Below are 19,802 nucleotides of genomic sequence, written 5' to 3'. Positions count from 1 at the left end.
TGCACTTCTTTCCAGACGGAAGAGTGCCGGTCTCAGTCCGTCAGGAAAAGACCAGCCCTCCTTTCGCCAAGTCCTCGCGGATGGTTTCGATCTCGGCTTCGTCCGGCTCCACGAGGGGCAAGCGGACAATCGAGTTGGGCAGGACTCCCTGCCATTTAAGAATTTGCTTGGCTGCAACGGCGCCCTGGACGCGGGTCATCGTGGCGCGCACCACCGGCTCAAGCTCGAAGTTGATCTTGCGGGCCGTGCCGAGGTCGCTCGCGTTGACCGCGTCAATGAGCTCGCGGAAGCGGCGGGTGGCAACGTGGGTGGTGACACCCACGAGGCCCACGGCTCCCAGGGCCATCCACTGCAGGGTCAGGCCGTCGTCGCCGGAGTAGAAGGCAAGATCGGTCTCGGCCAGGACGCGGGTTGCCGCGGCGAAGTCGGCCTTGGCGTCCTTGACGGCAACGATGTTCGGGTGCTGCGCGAGGCGGATCATGGTGTCCGGCGCGATTTCGATGGAGGACCGTCCGGGGATGTCATACAGCATGACGGGCAGGTCGGTGGCGGATGCGACCGTCTCAAAGTGCGCCCGGACGCCGGCCTGGCTGGGCTTGTTGTAGTAGGGCGTGACGATCAGCAGGCCGTCGACGCCGAGCTTGGCGGCTTCCTGGGACAGGTGCACCGAGTGGGCGGTGTCGTTGGTTCCGGTGCCGGCGATAACGGCGGCACGCCCGCCAACGGCTTCCATCACGGCGCGGAACATACCGAGGTTTTCCTCGTCGGTGAGGGTGGACGTCTCGCCGGTGGTTCCGGTGACAACCAGGCCGTCGCAGCCGTCGTCAACGAGCTTGCTGGCCAGTTCCGCTGCCTGCTGGTAATCGACCTTGCCGTCCGTCGTGAACGGGGTGACCATGGCGGTCAGGAGGGTGCCCAGGGCAGGAAGGTTCGCGGAAGTGTCAGCCATGGGAAAAACGTTACCCTGTCACGTGCAGGTTAGGACAATGGCCACCGCGTGATGATCGTCAAATTCCGGCGCGCAGGTGGCCGCGGTACCACGCCGGCTACCGGTACCTCTCCAGGGAACCCCGCCGCAGCACAGCTGTGACCACTTCCGTTCCGGTCCCGCCCGCCTGCTGCATCGGCAGCCCGTCCGGTCCCCAGAAACCGCTCAGACCGCAGGACGGACCCAGCGGCGTTGGGCCACCCAGGTTGGCAAGGATGCCATACATGCGGTTGTCCATGGCCCGCGCCCCGAGATGCAACCCCAGCCGGTGGCCTTCCTCCTGTGTGTAAAGCGCCGAGACGGCATACACGTCAGCTCCCGCGGCGGCAGCAGCGCCGGAGTGCGCGGGATGGGCAGCATCAAAGCAGATGGCCAGTGCAACCTTCCAGCCGTCCACGTCCAGCAGGAGCGGTTCCTGCCCTGCTTCAAAAAGGGGCAGTTCGTCGCCGTGAAGGTGCGTCTTGAAGCTGGCCTCTTCTGCGCCGTTCGGATGGACGGCCAGGGAGGCGAGCCGCGGCGTGCCGTCCGGCTCCCGGAAGGGTGCACCAACGACGGCAGTGATCCCGGTTCTGCGGCAGATCTCCCGGATGGGGTCCAAACGGTGGTCAGCGGGCGCCACCCACTGTTCCCCGTCATGAAACTGAACTGCGCCGTCAAACCGATCTCCGCTGCGAAGCAGCGGCAGGTCGTACCCCGTAAGCGAGAGCTCGGGGAACACCACCAGCCGGGCGCCGTGCGAGTCGGCGTCCTCGATGAGGCGCACATGCTCCGGCACATTGGCATCAATGCCACCGCCCAGGGCCTCGTACTGAATGGCGGATACGGTCAGCGGTGCGCTCAGCAGTGCGGTCACGAGCCCATCCTAGGCAGGGTCCGCCCCTGAGCAGTATCGCTCCACGGCCGTCTCCCGCAACGACTCAGCCCAAAGGGTGAGCCGCTGCGCGGCGCGGACGTAGTGGAACAGCTCGGTGGGCGTCAGCGCATCGACGTCCGTTTCGGACAGCCGGCGTGCCAGCTCCGCCCCTGGCGCCTGGTCCAAGAGAGCAACACCTTCCCGGCCCCACTGGACGTCCTCGGCAGGCTCCCCCGCCACGAGCTGCCGGAAAAGGAAGTCGACCACGCCGGGACTCATTGCCTTCAGCGGATCACCGTTGCGTGGATCACGCTTGCGCGGATCAGGTTTGAGCGGGTCGACCCTAGGCGCTGGAGCCTTGATGGGATCACTGTTGAGCCGGCGTCCCCCAAGCTCGCGCCCTTCCAGCTGGCGGCCCGCCGGGCGCCCTGATGACTTCTTCATGCCGAAATCCTATTCGAATATATATTCGAATACAAGGCTCGCGGAAACCCGCGATCATGCTACCCGCTGTGATTGGCCGTGGAATGATCAACGATAGTCAGGCTGCGGGAAGGAGTGATTGTGACACTCAGCTGTGCCATCGTTCGCCCGGAAACGCGGGCCTGGGCCTCACTCCCGGAGCGGATTCCTTCCCGGCGGCTGAGGTTCCTCGGTTGGCTCACTGGCCTATTCGGGACAGCCGCAGCCTTCATCGCCGATCGTGGTTGGGAATCCTTCGGTGACCCCTCCTGGTACGGAGCCTTCCGCTTCATCGACATGATGGGCATCGCGAGCATTCTTCTCGCCTCAGGTTTCTGTGTCCTTGGCTGGATGCTGGGACGGTATGCCGTCGTGGCAGCACCGTTGGTCCTCGGCTTCGCAGCCGTGCCCCACACCTTGGACGGGTATGCGTCGGGCCCGGTGTGGTGGCTCGGCTCTGCGGCGGGGGCCGCGCTGGCCCTGGCTGTGGCCTCCCGCTCTTGGCGTGAACTGCGCGCCGTCCGAACGCTGGCGCAGTCGTCAATCACGGGACGCACGGTCGCAGTGGGCGCCAATGCCTTGAAAGCCAGCAAGCGTGCGCTTCGCCGCGGCCTCATCCAGGCCCTCGTTTTTGTTATCACGGCCAGCGCAGGTTGGGCAGTTGCTTTCGCGGCGCTTCCCACTGAGCTCGGTCGAACCTATGAGGAAATGGCCAGGGAATCCTCCGCAAGCGCTTTTGCTGCAGCGGCGGCCGCACTCAGCATCATGGCCATCGCCACGGTGGTGAGTCAGGGTTGGCGGCTGTTCGCGATGAGCCGGGTCGGAAAGCGCCTCGTTTGGGAGGTTCCGGCCGGGGCGGGCCTGGCGCCGTCATGGCCTTTCGTCGATGACGCGTCCGGGCTCGTACCCGCAAAGGATGCCAAGTCCAGTGGATGCATCTGCCTGTTCGAATTCCGCCGGTCCTTTCCGGATGCCGACGACCGCCTCGTGGAGGAGGAGGGCGTGCACGCTTCGGCCTACTGCCCGCTCCACGGAATAGACAGGATTAATGACCTGTCTGCGGCGCAGTTTGCGGCGATGGCAGCGGAATCCTGGCTCTGGGATGAGCAGTCCGATCTGCCGGAAAGGTCGGGGCCGGACGAGAACCGGCTGCTGCTGTACGGATTTGCCGGCCGCACCTACACGGGGGTACCCCTCACGGCACGCGCCGGATACGTCGACGCGAGCTTCCCCGAGATTGGACTTGCACGGGAAGCTGCGCCCGGCGTCGTCGTTCCCGGCTGGGACAAAGCCGAGCGCCCGGCAGCGGGCGTGCTCGACGCGATTGACCTCCGGCCTGCCGGATACAACGGGTTCGCATTCCGGTATCGCCACGACCGGGCATGGTTCGAAGCAACCGAGGACGACGCGGCCAGGCCGCCGGCCCTATTGCTCTAGCCGCAAAGGGATTTTTCCTGCAGACGGCGCCCTGCGGCCAATCAGAAACCACGCCAACGGTCCAAGCACTGGAACCGCAAGAACGAGCAACGCCCAAACCACCTTGCCGCCGGAGGTGTGATTCCTGTTCCGAGCGATGCTGACCAGTGCAGCCATGAACAGCACAACGTTCACAGTCAGGAGGAACCCCAGGATTCCAAAGGGCGGCACTAACGGTTCTGCCGTCCCGGCTGCAATGGATGCCATCATCTTCGTCCCCCAAAGACCGACCAGCTTGCGGATAAAGAAACCCTACTGCCAGCGGTCCTGCTCAGCACAGGAAACCTCCCACTTTTGGCGAAGTACTGCTTCACTGGAAAGAACGACGCCGGCCCGCCGGCGGCGACCTCGCCCTTAGCGGCGCCAACTTGGCTTCCGCCTTTATGCGGCTGGGCCTGATCGACGAGTTCCGGATTCTCGTCCGTCCTGTGGTTCTGGGGCAGGCCGGCCTCTGTTCGAAGATCCCGGCCTCCGGTTGAGCCTCAGGCTCGAAGGGACGAGGCCGTTCGGCAACGGCGTGGTTTTGCTTCATTACTCGACCGGCCCCGGTTCATGAAAAACAGTGCAGCTATGCGGATGTGAGACGATCACATCATGACCTCGCGGAGCACGGCTGCATCTTCCAAAACAGCGAAGGGGCCCGCAACAGGCGTCAGGCTGGCCGGTATCGACGCTGCCCGCGGCCTGGCCCTCCTGGGCATGATGGCCACCCACCTGCTCCCGACCTTCGAGCCGAACGCCGCCCTGACCCCGACTTGGGTGGGCCTGACATTTTCCGGCCGTGCCGCCGCACTGTTTGCCGTGCTCGCGGGAATCGGCCTCGCCCTGTCCACCGGCAAGCAACAGCCTCTTGACGGCCCGGCACTGACCGCCGCACGGCGCGGCATCGCGATGCGCGCCCTGGTGATTGCCGTCGTCGGGCTCGCGCTCGGCGGACTTGACGTCAACGTGGCGGTAATCCTGGTGCATTACGCCGCGCTGTTCCTGTGCGTCCTGCCGTTCATCGGGCTGCGACTGAAGGCCCTGTGCGCCTGGGCAGCGGGCTGGATCCTGCTGTCCCCGGTGATTGCCTTCCTGCTGCGGCCGTGGCTCATGGCAGCGGATCCGCCGCTGCAGCTCAGCCACAACCCGGGGTGGGAGCACCTCACCACTCCGGGCCAGCTGCTTGGCGACCTGTTCCTGACGGGGTACTACCCAGTGTTCCAGTGGATCTCATATCTGCTGGTGGGTCTCATCATTGGCAGGCTCGCGCTGACCACGGCGATAGTTCCCGTGTTGATGCTGCTCGGCGGCACTGCCGTAGCGGCATTCTCCAAGGTCCTGGGGACGGCGGCAATGGGGCCGTGGGGCGGCCGCGCCGCCCTGCAGGATATCCTCACTGACCCCAACTATCCGCTGGACAGCCTCCTGCAGGTCAATCTGGCCGGCGTCCGCCAGGAGGGATCCTGGTGGTGGCTGGCCAGCAGTGCGCCCCACTCCGGAACCACGCTGGACCTGCTGCATACCAGCGGCGTGGCGGCCGCCGTCGTCGGCCTTTGCCTTCTGGTGGGCAGACTCGGCCAGTGGCTGGCACTGGACCTGCTGCTTCCGCTGCGCGGACCGGGTGCCATGACGCTGACGCTGTACACGGCCCATGTGTGCGTGGTGGCGTCGTTCCACCTCAAGCCATTGCCTGTGGGCTGGACCGAGGACGGGATGTACTTTGCCCACGCGGCGCTGGCCGTGCTGATCGGGATGGCTTTCGCGATCCTGAAATGGCGCGGTCCGCTGGAATGGCTCGGACACGCCGCCAACCAGGTGGGCCGCCACCAGCCGGCAAGGATCCGCTAAACCTGACTCTCGCTGGGGCGGCTGCCCGGCTAGCGCGCCACGGCGTCGCCGGAGGCACGGAACAGCCGCACGGCATCCCGCATGGAGGAACGTGCGCGCTTCCGGTCACCCGATGCGTCATAGGCACAGCTGAGCCTGAACCAGGACCGCCAGTCGCCCGGGGCCGCCTCGGCTTCCGCGCGGTATTTCTCGAACTCCTGGTCCGCCGCAGCCCGGATGATCCGGCCGGCCGGCGTGCGGGGCAGGTTGTCCTCCGGCAGGCCGCCTTCGGCCTCAAGCACCCGCGCCATCTGCTCGGTCCTGGCGCCGAAGAGGAGTTCCCGGATCAGGGCCCAGGCGCCGATCACCGGCAGCACGAGGTACGCCGCGCCGATGGCCTTGGCCACGGGCTCGGGATCGGTCAGCAGCAGGACCGAGCGCTGCAGGGACACCACCAGGTAGAAGACCAGCAGGAGCGTCACCGCGCCCACCCAGATCTTGGTGCGGTTGGTCTTCAGCCTGCCAAGAAACGGTTTCACTGCGTTACAGCCCCAGATCCAGGTAGCCGTCCAGTCCGACGGTGAGTCCCGGGTGGGCGGCAACGTTGCGGACACCCAGGAGGACCCCGGGCATGAACGAGGCCCGGTCGAATGAATCATGACGGAGCGTCAGCTGCTCCCCCGGCCCGCCGAGGAGGACTTCCTGATGGGCCACGAGCCCGCGGAGCCGGACGCTGTGGACGCGCACGCCGTCCACCTCGCAGCCCCGGGCTCCGGCCAGTTCAGTTGTAGTGGCGTCCGGGCTGGGGCCGACACCGGCCGCCTCGCGTTCCGCTGCCACCAGCTGGGCAGTGCGAACGGCAGTACCGGAGGGCGCATCCACCTTGTCCGGGTGGTGGAGTTCGATGATCTCCACGGATTCGAAGTACTTCGATGCCTTGGCGGCAAACGCCGACGTGAGCACCGAGCCGAGGGCGAAGTTGGGTGCTATGAGCACGCCGACTTCCGGGTGGCCGGCCAGCAGGGTCTCCAGCGACTCCAGCCTGGCCAGGTCCCAGCCCGTGGTGCCCACCACGGCGTGCATGCCGTTCTCGACGGCGAAGCGGACGTTCTCCTCGGTGCTTTCCGGAACGGTGAGATCGACGACGTACCGGGCACCGGCGTCGAGCAGGGAATCGAGGGAGTCGCCGCGTCCCAGCGCGGCCACGAGCACCATGTCCGGGGCGGTCTCCACAGCTTTCACGGCCTCGGCGCCCATGCGCCCGTTTGCGCCCAGAACGGCGACAGGAAGTTGTTGGGTCATGGCTTCAACACTACCGTTCGGGCAGCGGCCGGACTGAACCGGGGCGCATGCGTTACCTCACGCGCGGACGGCGTTTTCCCCGACGCTGCCGGTCTCTATTCCCCGCCGTTGCCGGCCTTTATTCCCCTGCCCCGACCCATTCGACGGTGCCGTCGCTGAAGAACTGTTCCTTCCAGATCGGCACCTGCGCCTTGACCCGGTCCACCAGCTCCGAGCACACGGCGAAGGCCTGCCCGCGGTGGGCGGCCGCAACGGCGCAGACGAGGGCAGGGTCGCCAATTTCCAGCGGGCCCACCCGGTGCGCGACCCAGATCCGGACCGGCGGAGCTGTGCCAGGTCCAGCCGCTTCGGCCTGTTCGGCCACCAGCTGCGCCACGAGGTCGTCCAGCACCTTCCGGGCCGTCGGATGGGCGCTGTAGCTGAGCCGGTCAACCGGCTTCCCGCCGTCGTGGTTCCGGACCACGCCGCTGAAGCTGACTACAGCTCCGGCGGTCTCGGACTCCACGGCCGCGATGGCCTGGTCCACGGAGATGGGTTCGGCGCTGAGCACCGCGGTTACTACTTCGAACGATGCCTCAGTGGCCATGTCCGCCCTCCAACTGGTCGCACAGGTGCCCGATCACCGGGTCCAGGACGGAGAGACCGTCCATGACCCCCTTGGGTGATCCGGGCAGGTTGATGATGAAAGTCCTGCCGGCCGCGCCGGCATGTCCGCGGCTGAGCATGGCGTGCGGCGTCTTGGCCGTTCCGGCCTGGCGGATGCCCTCCATGATGCCAGGGATTTCGCGGTCCAGCAGCGGCAGCGTCATTTCCGGCGTGCGGTCGTCCGGGCTCAGGCCGGTGCCGCCGCTGGTGATGACGACGGCGGGCTCCTGGGTCAGGAGCGCGCGGATCGCGGCGCCCACCGGTTCACCGTCGGGCACCACCATCACCGGATACGGCACGAAACCGTGTTCGGTGAGCCAGTCAGTGATGACCGGGCCGGTCTCGTCCTGGTAGACGCCGGAGGCAGCACGCGTTGACGCAATCACCACGCCGGCCTTGCGGCCCTGGACCTCGCCGTGGACGTGAGGTGCCGCGGTTTTAGAGTCGGGAGTGCTCACAGGGCCCAGTCCCCGCTCTTGCCGCCGCTCTTGGCCAGGACCTTGATGTCCGTGAGGACAGCGTGCTTGTCCACGGCCTTGATCATGTCGTAGACGCTCAGCGCCGCCACGGAGGCCGCAGTCAGAGCCTCCATTTCGACGCCGGTCACGCCCCGGGTCTTGACCGTGGCCAGGATGTCCACGGTCTCCGGTCCGAGTTCAAAGTCGACAGTCACCTTTGAAATCGGGAGCGGGTGGCACAGCGGGATCAGTTCAGGAGTTTTCTTGGCCGCCATGATTCCGGCGACCCGGGCCACGGCCAGGGCGTCGCCTTTGGGCAGGCCGCCGGTGCCCAGCAGCGCGAGGACCTCGGCGGTGCTGCGGACCGTGGCCGTGGCCGTGGCCTCGCGGGTGGTTTCCGGTTTTTCTGAGACGTCCACCATCTGGGCCGTGCCGTCACGGCGCAAGTGGGTCAGGGCGCCGTGGTCATTTTCTGCAGTCACAACATCCATACTTCCACTTCGGCGCCCTCGTCGAGAGCGGCAGTGCCTGCGGGCACGTGGACCAAGGCGTTGGAGTGGGCCAGCGCCTGCACCAGATGCGAGCTTTCGCCGCCCTGCAGCCGGACGGTGCCGTCAGCCTGCAGGGACCCGCGCCGGACCTGGTGCTTGCCGGCCGGGGACGTCAGCGGCTGGGCCAGCCGCGCCCGGACGGCAGGCCTGGGCGCGGGCGCGCCAAACAGTTCGCCCAGCACCGGCCGGAGAAACATCTCAAAGGAGACGAGGCAGCTGACGGGGTTCCCCGGAAAAGCAAGGAGGGGGACGCCGTCGAACGTTCCCAATCCCTGCGGGCCGCCGGGCTGCATGGCCACGTGCTGGAACGCGACGTCCTGGCCGTCCATGGCCTGCCGCACCACTTCGTAGGCCCCCTTGCTGACTCCCCCGGTGGTGACAATCAGGTCCACCGCGGACGTGTGGGTGCGCAGCAGCGTACGCAGGCCATCCGGGCTGTCGGCGGAAATGCCCGCCCGGGTCACGGCAAGTCCCGCCTGCCGCAGCGCGGATTCCAGGAGGGTGCCGTTGGCGTCGTAGATCTTGCCGTCACCGAGCAGTTCCCCGGGTTCCACCACTTCGTCGCCGGTGGTTACCAGCAGGACCGAAAGCTGCTTGTGGACCAGGACCTCCGGCAACCCCAGGGCCGCGAGCAGACCCAGCTGAGCCGGGCCGAGGCAGGTTCCGGCGGCCAGGGCCTGCTGGCCAGCCTCGATGTCGCTTCCGGCGGCCCGGATGTACGTCCCGGCAACCGTGGCCGGCAGTCTCACCCCAGCCTCTTCGCCCTCGGGCGGAAAGATGGACGGGACCGCCTGTTCAATGGGTACGACGGCGTCTGCCCCGGCGGGCACCATGGCACCGGTCATGATTGGAACAGCGCTGCCCGGCTGCAGCGGCGCGGGTTTCGCGCCTGCCGGAACCGGAGCGGCCACGCGCAGGTTCGCCCCGCCGTCGGGCACGTCCGCGGAGCGGATGGCAAAGCCGTCCATCTGGGAGTTCGGAAACGGGGGCAGGCTCAGCGGAGCAGTGACGTCCTCCGCCAGCCCGCGGCCCAAGGCCTGGACCAGCGGAAGCCTTTCGGTCCGCTCCTGGGACAGCAGCGGACCGAGGAGCTCCCTGACCGCGCGCCGATGGTCCGCCACGCTCTTGTGCGCGCCGTGGGTGTATTGGCCGAGCTCGTGAGTGCTGTGTTCGTGCAGGCTGTGCATGGTCCGGCCTTTGGTGGGCTACGTTTTCACGTCCACTCTAATGGTGTGGAAGCCTGTGGCACCGTCGGGTGCCACGGAACGGCGTTCCTCAGCCTGTTCCGTGCCCAACAGGTCCGTGGCCCGGACCTGAACCTCGTGCTGCCCGGGCTGCAGGTCAAGGCCGAGCTGCCACTGGTACCAGGTGTCCACCGAGATGCCCGGGGCGAGCCGGGCCGGCTGCCAGCTCCCCCGGTCCACGCGCAGCTCGACCTTGCCGATTCCGGTGTGCTGCGCCCAGGCCACGCCGCCAAACGCCACGTTTCCGGCCGGTACCGAGGCTCCGTTCCGGGGCACATCCACCCTTGACGAGATCTTGATGGGGCCGCGCTCCGACCAGCCGCGCGGCGTCCAGTAGGCCACGTCGTCGGCAAACCTGGTGACCTTCAGGTGGGTGAGCCACTTGGTCGCGGACACGTATCCGTACAACCCGGGGACGATCATCCGCACGGGGAAGCCGTGTTCAAGCGGGAGCGGTTCGCCGTTCATGCCCACGGCCAGCAGTGCAGCACGGCGGTCGGTGAGCACCTCAAGCGGAGTGCTGGCCGTAAAGCCGTCCGCGCTGCGCGACAGGACCATGTCCGCGTCCGGCTTGGGACCGGCCATCGCCAGCAGTTCCCGCACCGGCCAGCCCAACCAGCGTGCGTTGCCGATCAGGTTGCCGCCCACCTCGTTGGACACGCAGGCTATGGTCACGTGCCGTTCGATCAGGGGCTTCGACATCAGGTCCTCGAAGGTGAGCTCAACCTCCCGTTCCACCAGCCCGGTGACCTTGAGCCTCCACTCGCGGGAATCAAGAACGGGAACGGACAGCGCAGTGTCAATCCGGTAGAAGTCGGGATTGGGCGTAACCAGTGGGCCGACTCCCGCGAGCCCGATGTCAGCGCCGGCCGGGATGGGCGGCGCCGGGGACTGCGGCACGGGCAGCCGCAGGGTCCGCCGGACCTCGTTGACGCCGGCCGCCCCGCCGCGCCAGACGGTGACGACGGCGCCGCCCACCAGCACACCGGCGGCGGTGCCTCCCAGCAACTGGAAGAAACCCCGACGGGCCGGTCCCGGGCCGGCCTCCCCGCTACCCGCGGCAGCCAGGCGCCTGACCAGCTTCAGCAGCACCGCAATCCCGATCCCGGCCGCAAGCAGCGGCAGCACGACGGCGGCGGCGGTCACCTGGGCACGGGTCAGGACTGCGGCCAGGCCCACGACGCCGAAGACTGCAAAGACGGCCGCACCCGCGAAGCGCCGGCGTAGCTCGAGGACACCTGCCGCGGCAGCGAAGACTGCGATACCCAGCGCCATTCCGGCCAGCAACGCCAGCTTGTCCGCTGTACCGAAGAGGGAAACGGCCCAGTCCTTGACGCCCGGCGGAACAGCGTCGATGACGGCGCCGCCCAGGGCGGTCATCGTGGAAAGTGAAGGACTGACGAAGCCGGCGATGAGTTCGCTCGCGACGAGTCCGGTGCCGGCTGCCACCACGCCTGCGGCCGCAGCCCACCGGCGCCGGTGCCGGCCTGGCTCCTGGGACCCGTTCACCCTTCCAGCATAGGTTCAGCAGCGCATTCCGGCACCGCCGCCAGCCCGGCGGCCGCATTGCCTCCGGGGCCGCAACCGCAGCCGCCGGTCACGGGACGGGCCGAATGTGATCGGCGCCCCATCGTGGCGTAGCCTGAAGTCATGAGTGTTCAGCTTGGCATACCGCAGCTCCGCGAAGGTGGCGCACCCGATTCGGGTTCGCAGCCCCTTCCCGCTGCGCGCCCGGCCGGGGTCCCCGACCGCCGCCCGGCTGACGCTCCCGCCGGCCTCGCGGACCGCTACGGCCGCAGGGCGACCGATATGCGGCTTTCGCTGACGGACAAGTGCAACCTGCGCTGTACCTACTGCATGCCGGCCGAGGGGCTGGAGTGGCTCTCGAAGCAGGCGGTCATGACCGGCGAGGAAATCGTGCGGATCGTTGGCATCGGCGTGAACCTGCTTGGCGTGCGCGAGCTGCGCCTGACCGGCGGCGAACCCCTGGTCCGGGCCGACCTCGTCGGCATCATTGGAGCCCTGCGCCAGGCACACCCCGAGCTCCCCATTTCCATGACGACGAACGGCGTGGGCCTGGACCGGAAGGCTGCAGCCCTTAAGGCTGCCGGGCTGACGCGCATCAACGTCTCCCTTGACTCCCTGCACGAGGAAACTTTCACCAAACTGACACGGCGTCCGTTCCTGGACCGGGTCCTCGCCGGGGTGGACGCCGCCTGGGCCGCCGGCCTCGGTCCCGTGAAGCTCAACGCCGTGCTGATGCGGGGCATCAACGACACCGAATCGCCGTCCCTCCTCGGCTGGGCGCTGGAGCGCGGCTACGAACTGCGCTTCATCGAGCAGATGCCGCTGGACGCCGACCACGGCTGGACCCGCCGGAACATGATCACCGCGGCCGAGATCCGCGAACTCCTCTCCGAGGAGTTCGTGCTGAGCCCGGATCCGCGCGCCCGCGACGGTGCACCCGCGGAACGCTTTGAAGTACGACGCCGGACTGCCGGTTCCGGTGCACCAGGCAGTTCCGCTGACTCACACGCCCCCGTGCTGGGAACCGTGGGAATCATCGCCTCGGTCACCGAGCCTTTCTGTTCTGACTGCCGGCGGACCCGGATCACGGCCGAAGGCAAGATCATGAGCTGCCTCTTCTCCCGCGAGGAATTCGACCTGCTCGGCCTGCTGAGGCAGGGGGCCAGCGACGAGCAGCTCGCCGAACGCTGGCAGGATGCCATGTGGCTGAAGCCCAAAGCCCACGGCATGGACCACGTGGGACTCGACGCTCCGGACTTCGTCCAGCCGGACCGCAGCATGAGCGCCATCGGAGGCTAATCCTTGAACGTACGATACTTCGCTGCCGCACGCGCCGCGGCAGGCATGGATGAAGAGCGCTTCGAACTTCCCGCCGGATCCACGGTGGAGTCCCTCCTGGCCGCAGTGCTCGACGTCGACCGTCCGGAACCTCCGGCCGGGACACCGCCGCTGGACAGGATCCTGGCCCGCAGCAGCTTCCTGCTGAACGAGGTCGCCGTCCGGGACCGGACCACCGTCCTGGCAGCTGGCGACGTGGTGGACGTCCTCCCGCCCTTCGCCGGCGGCTAACCCACCTGGATCGCCCACAACGCTCCTTCACGTTTCGCCGCCTCTAGACCAACGCTTTTTCACGTTTCGCCGCCTCTTGAACAGCGCTTCCTCACGTGTCGACAAGATGTGAGGAAGCGTCCAGAAGAAACCGACATGACGTGAGGACGCGTCGGGGAAAAGCCGGCAGGAACTGATAGAGCGTGCGGCCTGGCACCGGGCTTCGCGGTGGGTGGTGGGACGGGATGCCGCGGCCTACCATGGCTGTACCTCGCCATTCACCGCGCCGGGATGGACCGGCCGGAATGAAGCCGGGGCCAGCCAAAGGAGATCTGGAATGTTCGCCCTGCAGATTGAACACGCCGTCAAGGACTTCGCAACGTGGAAGGCTGTCTTTGACCGTGACCCCGCAGACCGGGCTGGTTCCGGCGTCGTGGCCCACCGGATCGGCCGTCCCGTTGGGGACGACAGATACATCGTGGTGGAACTGGACTTCGAGCGCCGCGAGCAGGCCGAGGCGTTCCTGACCAAGCTGCGGGAAACTGTGTGGAACTCCCCCGATGTCGCTCCCGCCCTGTCCGGTTCCCCGCAGACCCGGGTCATCGAGCTGGTGGGCTGACCGCCGCGGACATATACCGCGGCGCTGATTCAGGCGCGGTGACAGATCGAGGTCATGAACGGCTGGAAGTCCTGGGTCTCCCCCAGCCGCAGTTCAGCCGTGTGGGTCAGCACGCCCTGGTCCACCCGGAAAGTGTGGCGGGCGGTGCCGCGGTCGCTGTGCCGCTCCACCGTGAGGGTCGAGTCGTGCCAGACGCCCCGGGCCGGGGCTGACGGGGGCCGGCCCATGCTGTCGACGTAATACCAGAGCGTTTCGTCGTGGTCGGGATCCACCGTGAAGACCCCGTGGCCCTCAAAGTGCGTGCCGTCGGCTTCGGTATGGCGGTAGGACTGGACGACGGCGAACCCTCCGGCGCCGCGGGTGAACGTCACCTCCGCTTCGGCGGTGCGAGCCGGACCCCACGGCGAGGCAGCCAGCTCGGTGGTTCCCAGCCAGCGCCCGACGAAGATCTCCAGTGCCTCGTGCGCTGTACTTGGCTGGGGCGCTGTGCCCGGTGGCGGCTGGTCCATCATTCCTCCTACGCCGGAACTTCCGTGGATCAAAGCCCGAAGGTTTCCGATTCGTCGAAGGGGCCGACCACCGTCACGGTCCGGGGGGCCGCAGCCAGCTCACTGGCCAGCTCCTGGACCTGTTCCGCGGTCACGGCTTTGATGAGCCGCAGGGTCTCGTCGATGTCCTGGTATTCACCGGAGACCAGCTCGGCGCGGCCCAGCCGCGACATGCGGGAGCCGGTGTCCTCCAGGGCCAGGACGATCCCGCCGCAGAGCTGCCCGACCGCCTTGCGGAGCTCCTCGTCGGAGATGCCGCCAGCCGCAAGACTGTCGAGTTCGGCGCCGAGCAGTTCAAGGACCTGGCGGACCTTGGTGGGCGTGCAGCCGGCGTACATGCCGAAGTAGCCGGCGTCGGCGTAGGACGAGGCGAAGGAGTACGTGGAGTACACCAGCCCGCGCTTTTCGCGGATCTCCTGGAACAGCCTTGATGACATACCGCCGCCAAGCACCGCGTTCAGCACGCTCATGACGTAGCGGCGCTCATCGGTGGCCACGATGGTGGGGCAGCCCATGATGATGTTGGCCTGTTCCACCGGCCGGGTGACCACGTGCAGCCCGGCGGTGCCGGTGATCTCTGCGCGCTCGGTGGAGCGGCGCTCCACGGGAGCCGCCCCGGACTCAAGTGGCCACCCTGCTGAGTGGAGGGCATCCACCACAAGCCGGCAGACGACGTCGTGCTCCAAGCCGCCCGCGGCGGTGATCACCAGTTCATCCGGGCGGTAGTAACGGCGGTAGTGGTCCCAGACGGAGTCGCGGGCCACGGCACGGATGGCGTCCGGGGTCCCACCGATCGGGCGCCCGAGCGGGTGGGTGCCGAGGACGGCGGCGACGAAGTGTTCATGGGCGACGTCCGTGGGGTCGTCGCTGTCCATGGCGATCTCTTCGAGGATGACGTCCCGCTCCTGCTCCATCTCCGCAGGGTCCAGCACGGCGCCGGTGATCATGTCGGCGATGACGTCGATGGCCATCGGCAGGTCCGTATCCAGCACGCGGGCGAAGTAGCAGGTGCTTTCCTTCGCAGTGGCAGCGTTGGATTCACCGCCCACCTCGTCAAAGGCGGACGCGATCTCCAGGGCAGTACGCCTCTTGGTGCCCTTGAACAGCAGATGCTCCAGGAAGTGAGTCGAGCCGTGCTGCCCGGGAGCCTCGTCCCGGGACCCCACCCCCACCCAGAACCCGATGGTGGCTGAACGCTGCCCCGGCATCGCCTCAGTCAGGACACGCACCCCGCCGGGAAGGACCGAACGGCGGACTTCCGAACCGCCGTCGGCTCCATGGATCAGGGTGTCGCCGGGGTGGTTCTGCTCCAGCGGCAGGGGTACGACAGTCATCAAGGCCTTTCGGGAAGCGGAGCCAAATCTGCCTGCAATCGTACCAGCGGGCCACGCCGTCGGCGTGGCCCTGACGTGGGCTTATTTGCCGCCGCAGAGCGGTGTTGAGAGGGGTGGTTAAATGCGGCGGGGCCGGTGGTACAACCAACGGCCCCGCCTAATCGGTTCCGGCTGCACGCAGCTGCCGGAGCCTGGAACTACTCGGAAGCGTCCGAGCCTTCTGCCGGAGCGGAAGCGTGAACGCGGTCGGCGTCGCCGGCGCCTTCCTCTTCAGCCACTACCGGAGACAGGGACAGCTTTCCGCGGTCATCGATCTTGGTGATCTCGACCTGGATCTTCTGGCCCACGGAGACGACGTCCTCGACGTTGTCCACGCGCTTGCCGCCGGCGATCTTGCGCAGCTCGGAGATGTGCAGCAGACCGTCCTTGCCCGGGGTCAGGGATACGAAGGCGCCGAAGGTGGTGGTCTTGACGACCGTACCCAGGTAGCGCTCACCGATTTCCGGGACCTGCGGGTTGGCGATGGCGTTGATCGCGGAGCGGGCGGCATCTGCCGACGGGCCGTTGGTGGCGCCGATGTAGACGGTGCCGTCGTCCTCGATGGAGATGTCGGCGCCGGTGTCCTCCTGGATCTGGTTGATCATCTTGCCCTTGGGGCCGATGACCTCGCCGATCTTGTCCACGGGGATCTTCACGGCGATGACGCGCGGAGCGAACTCGGAGAGCTCGTCCGGGGTGTCGATCGCGGCGTTGATGACCTCGAGGATGTGGAGGCGGGCCTCGCGGGCCTGCTTCAGTGCTGCTGCCAGCACGGACGCCGGGATGCCGTCGAGCTTGGTGTCGAGCTGGATGGCGGTGACGAATTCAGACGTACCGGCAACCTTGAAGTCCATGTCGCCGAAGGCATCTTCGGCGCCGAGGATGTCCGTCAGCGCGGCGTAGCGGGTCTGGCCGTCCACCTGGTCGGAAACCAGGCCCATGGCGATGCCGGCAACGGCAGCCTTCAGCGGGACACCGGCGTTAAGCATGGACAGCGTCGAGGCGCAGACCGAGCCCATGGAGGTGGAGCCGTTGGAGCCGAGGGCCTCGGACACCTGGCGGATGGCGTACGGGAACTCCTCGCGGGACGGCAGCACCGGCACGAGCGCGCGCTCGGCCAGGGCACCGTGGCCGATTTCGCGGCGCTTCGGGGAACCGACGCGGCCGGTCTCACCGGTGGAGTACGGCGGGAAGTTGTAGTTGTGCATGTAGCGCTTGCGCGTTACCGGCGACAGCGAGTCGATCTGCTGTTCCATCTTGAGCATGTTCAGCGTGGTGACACCCATGATCTGGGTTTCGCCACGTTCGAAGATGGCGGAGCCGTGAACGCGGGGCAGGACCTCGACCTCAGCGGTGAGCTGGCGGATGTCCGTCAGGCCGCGGCCGTCGATGCGGATCTGGTCCTTGAGGATGCGCTGGCGGACCACGTGCTTGGTCACAGAGCGGAACGCTGCGGACAGCTCCTTCTCCCGGCCTTCGAACTGCCCGGCCAGGGAGCCAACAACCTCGTCCTTCAGCTCGTCCGCGGCGTTGTCGCGGTCCTGCTTGTCGGCGATCTGGAAGACAGCGGTGAGCTTCTCCGCGGCAGCAGCCTCGACGGCGGAGTACACGTCGTCCTGGTAGTCCAGGAAGACGGGGAACTCGACGGTGGGCTTGGCGGCGCGGGCGGCCAGGTCCTGCTGGGCTTCGCAGAGTGCCTTGATGAACGGCTTGGCAGCCTCCAGGCCCTCGGAAACAACCTCTTCGGTGGGGGCGGTGGCGCCCTGTTCCTTGATGAGGCTCCAGGAGTTGTCCGTGGCTTCGGCCTCGACCATCATGATGGCGACGTCGTCACCGGCAACGCGGCCGGCGACGACCATGTTGAACACGGAGTTCTCGAGCTGGGAGTGCTTCGGGAAGGCAACCCACTGCGAACCCTGCTCGTCGGCGACGAGGGCAACGCGGACGCCGCCGATCGGGCCGGAGAACGGCAGGCCGGAGAGCTGGGTGGACATCGAGGAGGCGTTGATGGCCACGACGTCGTAGAGCTCGTCCGGGTTGATCGCCAGGACGGTGACGACGATCTGGACCTCGTTGCGCAGGCCCTTGACGAACGCGGGGCGCAGCGGGCGGTCCATCAGGCGGCAGGCCAGGATGGCTTCCGTGGACGGACGGCCTTCGCGGCGGAAGAACGAGCCCGGGATGCGGCCGGCGGCGTACATGCGCTCTTCGACGTCCACCGTCAGGGGGAAGAAGTCGAAGCCTTCACGCGGGTGCTTGCCGGCGGTGGTGGCGGAAAGAAGCGCGGTGTCCTCGTCGATGTACACCATGGCTGCGCCGGCTGCCTGCTTGGCAAGGCGGCCGGTTTCGAAGCGGATTACACGCTTGCCAAAGCGGCCATTGTCAATGACTGCTTCTGAGAACTGGATTTCGGGACCCTCCAAGAGAGTCACCTCCGTTTCTTGTTTAACGGAAGTCCAGCCGCATCAACCCAGCCAGCATCTGTCTACTGGCCCTGCACCCGGTCATCGATCGAGACCCACGGGCCGGCTTCAGTCAGCGAAGCTTCCCGGGGATCACTACCGAGGACCGCGAATGCGTGATGCGGTTGATCCTCCTGTTTAGTTTTTATGTACTGACGAGGCGGCCCGTTCCGGCAGGAAAGGGCCGCCTCCAAACCAGACTAGCGGCGCAGGCCGAGACGCTCGATGAGCGAACGGTAGCGGGCGATGTCGGTGTTCTTCAGGTAAGTCAGCATGCGCTTGCGGCGACCAACCATGGCCAGCAGACCGCGCTGGGTGTGGAAGTCGTGCTTGTGCTCCTTCATGTGCTCAGTCAGATCCTTGATCCGCTGAGTCAGGACCGCAATCTGGACCTCCGGCGAACCGGTGTCGCCCTCGGACGTTGCGAAATCCTTGATGATGGACTGCTTTACGGCGGCGTCAAGTGCCACAATAACTCCTAGAGATGTGCCGTGAGGCCCGAGTCAGTAATTCACTGCCGGGGGTGCCGGCGCCGACTTCCGAAGAAGTCTCCGCACACAGCAGGATCCAGCAACCACGGACTGCAGCCGGATCCACCGCTTAGTTTACCGGCCGTGTTGCAATCTTGTCGAAACGGCAACAGTGCTGTCCGGGGTGGCGGTTCAGGCCTCGGGAAGCAGGTCCCGGATGGCTGCCATGCCGCGGTGGAGTTCGGCAAAGCCGGTACTCAGCGGCGAAAGTCCGATCCTGATGCCCTGCGGGGCCCGGAAGTCGGGGATGACATCCTTCTCCCACAGCGCCGCCGTCACCTCGCGGAAGGCGGGATGGTCAACGGTGATGTGGCCTCCGCGGCGGTCGGCATCCCGCGGCGTGGCAAGCCTCACGCCGGCCGGCACGAGCCAGGCATCGTGCAGTTCCAGGGCGTAGGCGGTCAGCTGCCGCGACTTCTCGCGGATGGCGGCCATGCCGGCCTCTTCGATCAGATCGAGGGTGCCGCGCATGGCGATCATTCCGAAGATGGCCGGCGTGCCGCTCAGGAAACCGCGGATACCGGCGGCCGGTTCGTAGCCGGGCCCCATCTCGAACGCATCCTTCCGGCCCATCCATCCCCAGATCGGCTGGGCGAGTCCGGGCAGGTGCCGGTCGTTGACGTAGGCGAAGGCGGGCGAGCCCGGCCCGCCGTTCAGGTACTTGTAGGTGCAGCCCGCGGCAAAGTCAACGTTCCAGGCGTCCAGCTGCAGCTCCACCGACCCGGCGGAATGGCACAGGTCCCAGACCACCAGCCCGCCGGCGTCGTGCACTGCCTCCGTGATGGCCGGCAGGTCCGCCAGGTAACCGGAACGGTAGGCCACATGGCTGAGGAGGACGACGGCGGTGGCCGGCCCCACAGCCTCCCGCACCTGGTCCAGGTGGACACCGGAGGCGGGATCCGCCTCGATCCATCGCAGCGTCAGCCCCTCCTCCTTGGCGATGCCTTCGACGAGGTACCGGTCGGTGGGAAAGTTGTCCGTGTCCACCACAATCTCTGTCCGCGCCGGATCCCCGACGGCGGCCAGGGCTGCCCGGATCAGCTTGTACAACACCACGGTGGTGGAGTCGGCGATGATGGTCTGGCCCGCGGCGGCGCCCAGCACCGCCCGCCCCAGCTGGTCGCCGATGGTCTGGGGCATGTCCAGCCATTCCTCGTCCCAGCCCCTGATCAGGCGCCCGCCCCAGCCCTTCTCGATGAAACTGGCAATGTCGCCCGCGGTCCGCTTGAGCGGGCGTCCCAGTGAGTTGCCGTCGAGGTAGGACAGCTCAGTGTCCGCGCCGACGAACAGGTCCCGGTACCGGGCCAGGCGGTCTTCGGCGTCGAGGCGCGCGGCCCTTTGAAACAGGGCCTCGTGTGCTGGCAGGGCCTCGCCCGCTTGGGCGGTCGGGTCTCCGGCTCCATCCAG

The 19,802-nt window shown here is 67.2% G+C and carries 22 protein-coding genes; 6 read left to right on the top strand and 16 right to left on the bottom strand.

Features of this window, described 5'->3' with window-relative positions:
* Positions 1-40: 40 nt before the first annotated feature.
* The 3 genes from dapA to LFT45_RS08225 all read right to left on the bottom strand — a co-directional run bounded on the left by dapA (position 41) and on the right by LFT45_RS08225 (position 2,285).
* Positions 41-949: a 4-hydroxy-tetrahydrodipicolinate synthase gene (gene dapA / locus LFT45_RS08235; RefSeq protein ID WP_236807878.1), complete on the bottom strand. Its 909-nt coding sequence runs from the start codon at positions 947-949 to the stop codon at positions 41-43.
* A 97-nt stretch (positions 950-1,046) separates the two neighbouring features.
* Positions 1,047-1,841, bottom strand: coding sequence for a carbon-nitrogen hydrolase family protein (locus LFT45_RS08230; RefSeq protein WP_236807877.1), 795 nt, complete (start codon positions 1,839-1,841; stop codon positions 1,047-1,049).
* Positions 1,842-1,850: 9 nt separating this feature from the next.
* Complete coding sequence (locus tag LFT45_RS08225; RefSeq protein ID WP_236807876.1) at positions 1,851-2,285, bottom strand: hypothetical protein; 435 nt, start codon at positions 2,283-2,285, stop codon at positions 1,851-1,853.
* Between the two features lie 120 nt (positions 2,286-2,405).
* Here LFT45_RS08225 and LFT45_RS08220 point away from each other — a divergent pair, with 120 nt between their 5' ends.
* A complete protein-coding gene (locus LFT45_RS08220; protein ID WP_236807875.1) occupies positions 2,406-3,740 on the top strand; it encodes a hypothetical protein in 1,335 nt (444 codons plus the stop codon).
* Here LFT45_RS08220 and LFT45_RS08215 read toward each other — a convergent pair.
* On the bottom strand, positions 3,729-3,896 hold the full coding sequence (locus tag LFT45_RS08215; protein WP_236809161.1) for a PLD nuclease N-terminal domain-containing protein: 168 nt from the start codon (positions 3,894-3,896) through the stop codon (positions 3,729-3,731). The two genes, LFT45_RS08220 and LFT45_RS08215, sit on opposite strands and share 12 nt — an antisense overlap.
* A 266-nt stretch (positions 3,897-4,162) precedes the next feature.
* On the opposite strand from LFT45_RS08215, the gene LFT45_RS08210 reads away from it, so the two are divergent.
* Positions 4,163-4,258, top strand: coding sequence for a hypothetical protein (locus LFT45_RS08210; RefSeq protein WP_236809158.1), 96 nt, complete (start codon positions 4,163-4,165; stop codon positions 4,256-4,258).
* A gap of 115 nt (positions 4,259-4,373) precedes the next feature.
* Positions 4,374-5,609, top strand: coding sequence for a heparan-alpha-glucosaminide N-acetyltransferase domain-containing protein (locus LFT45_RS08205; RefSeq protein WP_236807874.1), 1,236 nt, complete (start codon positions 4,374-4,376; stop codon positions 5,607-5,609).
* A gap of 29 nt (positions 5,610-5,638) precedes the next feature.
* Here the strand turns inward: LFT45_RS08205 and LFT45_RS08200 are convergent, their stop codons facing one another.
* The 7 genes from LFT45_RS08200 to LFT45_RS08170 all read right to left on the bottom strand — a co-directional run bounded on the left by LFT45_RS08200 (position 5,639) and on the right by LFT45_RS08170 (position 11,168).
* The gene (locus LFT45_RS08200; RefSeq protein ID WP_236807873.1) at positions 5,639-6,127 is read right to left on the bottom strand and encodes a hypothetical protein; all 489 of its coding nucleotides are present in this window, start codon (positions 6,125-6,127) and stop codon (positions 5,639-5,641) included.
* Between the two features lie 4 nt (positions 6,128-6,131).
* Positions 6,132-6,890 carry a 4-hydroxy-tetrahydrodipicolinate reductase gene (gene dapB / locus LFT45_RS08195; RefSeq protein ID WP_236807872.1) on the bottom strand — a complete coding sequence of 253 codons (759 nt, stop codon included), beginning with the start codon at positions 6,888-6,890 and terminating at the stop codon, positions 6,132-6,134.
* A gap of 118 nt (positions 6,891-7,008) precedes the next feature.
* On the bottom strand, positions 7,009-7,476 hold the full coding sequence (locus LFT45_RS08190) for a molybdenum cofactor biosynthesis protein MoaE (protein WP_236807871.1): 468 nt from the start codon (positions 7,474-7,476) through the stop codon (positions 7,009-7,011).
* Positions 7,466-7,993 (bottom strand): MogA/MoaB family molybdenum cofactor biosynthesis protein, encoded by a 528-nt coding sequence (locus LFT45_RS08185; protein WP_236807870.1) that lies wholly within the window; start codon positions 7,991-7,993, stop codon positions 7,466-7,468. Before LFT45_RS08185 ends, LFT45_RS08190 begins: the two co-directional genes overlap by 11 nt.
* Positions 7,990-8,484: a cyclic pyranopterin monophosphate synthase MoaC gene (gene moaC, locus LFT45_RS08180; protein WP_190607009.1), complete on the bottom strand. Its 495-nt coding sequence runs from the start codon at positions 8,482-8,484 to the stop codon at positions 7,990-7,992. The genes LFT45_RS08185 and moaC overlap by 4 nt, the downstream gene beginning before the upstream one ends.
* Positions 8,472-9,731: a molybdopterin molybdotransferase MoeA gene (locus tag LFT45_RS08175; RefSeq protein ID WP_236807869.1), complete on the bottom strand. Its 1,260-nt coding sequence runs from the start codon at positions 9,729-9,731 to the stop codon at positions 8,472-8,474. Before LFT45_RS08175 ends, moaC begins: the two co-directional genes overlap by 13 nt.
* Positions 9,732-9,749: 18 nt before the next feature.
* Positions 9,750-11,168: a molybdopterin-dependent oxidoreductase gene (locus tag LFT45_RS08170; protein ID WP_236809156.1), complete on the bottom strand. Its 1,419-nt coding sequence runs from the start codon at positions 11,166-11,168 to the stop codon at positions 9,750-9,752.
* A gap of 270 nt (positions 11,169-11,438) precedes the next feature.
* Here LFT45_RS08170 and moaA point away from each other — a divergent pair, with 270 nt between their 5' ends.
* The 3 genes from moaA to LFT45_RS08155 all read left to right on the top strand — a co-directional run bounded on the left by moaA (position 11,439) and on the right by LFT45_RS08155 (position 13,482).
* Positions 11,439-12,614 (top strand): GTP 3',8-cyclase MoaA, encoded by a 1,176-nt coding sequence (gene moaA / locus LFT45_RS08165; RefSeq protein WP_236807868.1) that lies wholly within the window; start codon positions 11,439-11,441, stop codon positions 12,612-12,614.
* Between the two features lie 3 nt (positions 12,615-12,617).
* Positions 12,618-12,884, top strand: a complete 267-nt coding sequence (locus LFT45_RS08160) for a MoaD/ThiS family protein (RefSeq protein WP_236807867.1) — start codon at positions 12,618-12,620, stop codon at positions 12,882-12,884.
* A 316-nt stretch (positions 12,885-13,200) separates the two neighbouring features.
* Entirely contained in the window at positions 13,201-13,482 is a 282-nt protein-coding gene (locus LFT45_RS08155) for a hypothetical protein (RefSeq protein WP_236807866.1), read from the top strand.
* Between the two features lie 29 nt (positions 13,483-13,511).
* Here the strand turns inward: LFT45_RS08155 and LFT45_RS08150 are convergent, their stop codons facing one another.
* The 5 genes from LFT45_RS08150 to kynU form a co-directional block, all read right to left on the bottom strand.
* Complete coding sequence (locus LFT45_RS08150; RefSeq protein WP_236807865.1) at positions 13,512-13,991, bottom strand: DUF1579 family protein; 480 nt, start codon at positions 13,989-13,991, stop codon at positions 13,512-13,514.
* Between the two features lie 29 nt (positions 13,992-14,020).
* Positions 14,021-15,364, bottom strand: coding sequence for a M16 family metallopeptidase (locus tag LFT45_RS08145; protein WP_236807864.1), 1,344 nt, complete (start codon positions 15,362-15,364; stop codon positions 14,021-14,023).
* Positions 15,365-15,561: 197 nt separating this feature from the next.
* On the bottom strand, positions 15,562-17,826 hold the full coding sequence (locus LFT45_RS08140; RefSeq protein WP_236809153.1) for a polyribonucleotide nucleotidyltransferase: 2,265 nt from the start codon (positions 17,824-17,826) through the stop codon (positions 15,562-15,564).
* Positions 17,827-18,065: 239 nt separating this feature from the next.
* Complete coding sequence (rpsO, locus tag LFT45_RS08135; RefSeq protein ID WP_102970860.1) at positions 18,066-18,335, bottom strand: 30S ribosomal protein S15; 270 nt, start codon at positions 18,333-18,335, stop codon at positions 18,066-18,068.
* A gap of 192 nt (positions 18,336-18,527) precedes the next feature.
* Entirely contained in the window at positions 18,528-19,802 is a 1,275-nt protein-coding gene (kynU, locus tag LFT45_RS08130; protein ID WP_236809143.1) for a kynureninase, read from the bottom strand.

Origin of the sequence: Arthrobacter sp. FW305-BF8, from assembly GCF_021789315.1 — a bacterium.
Taxonomy (GTDB): Bacteria; Actinomycetota; Actinomycetes; order Actinomycetales; family Micrococcaceae; genus Arthrobacter.
Note: the sequence above shows the minus strand (reverse complement) of the source record. Positions and strands in the feature narration are given on the sequence as shown.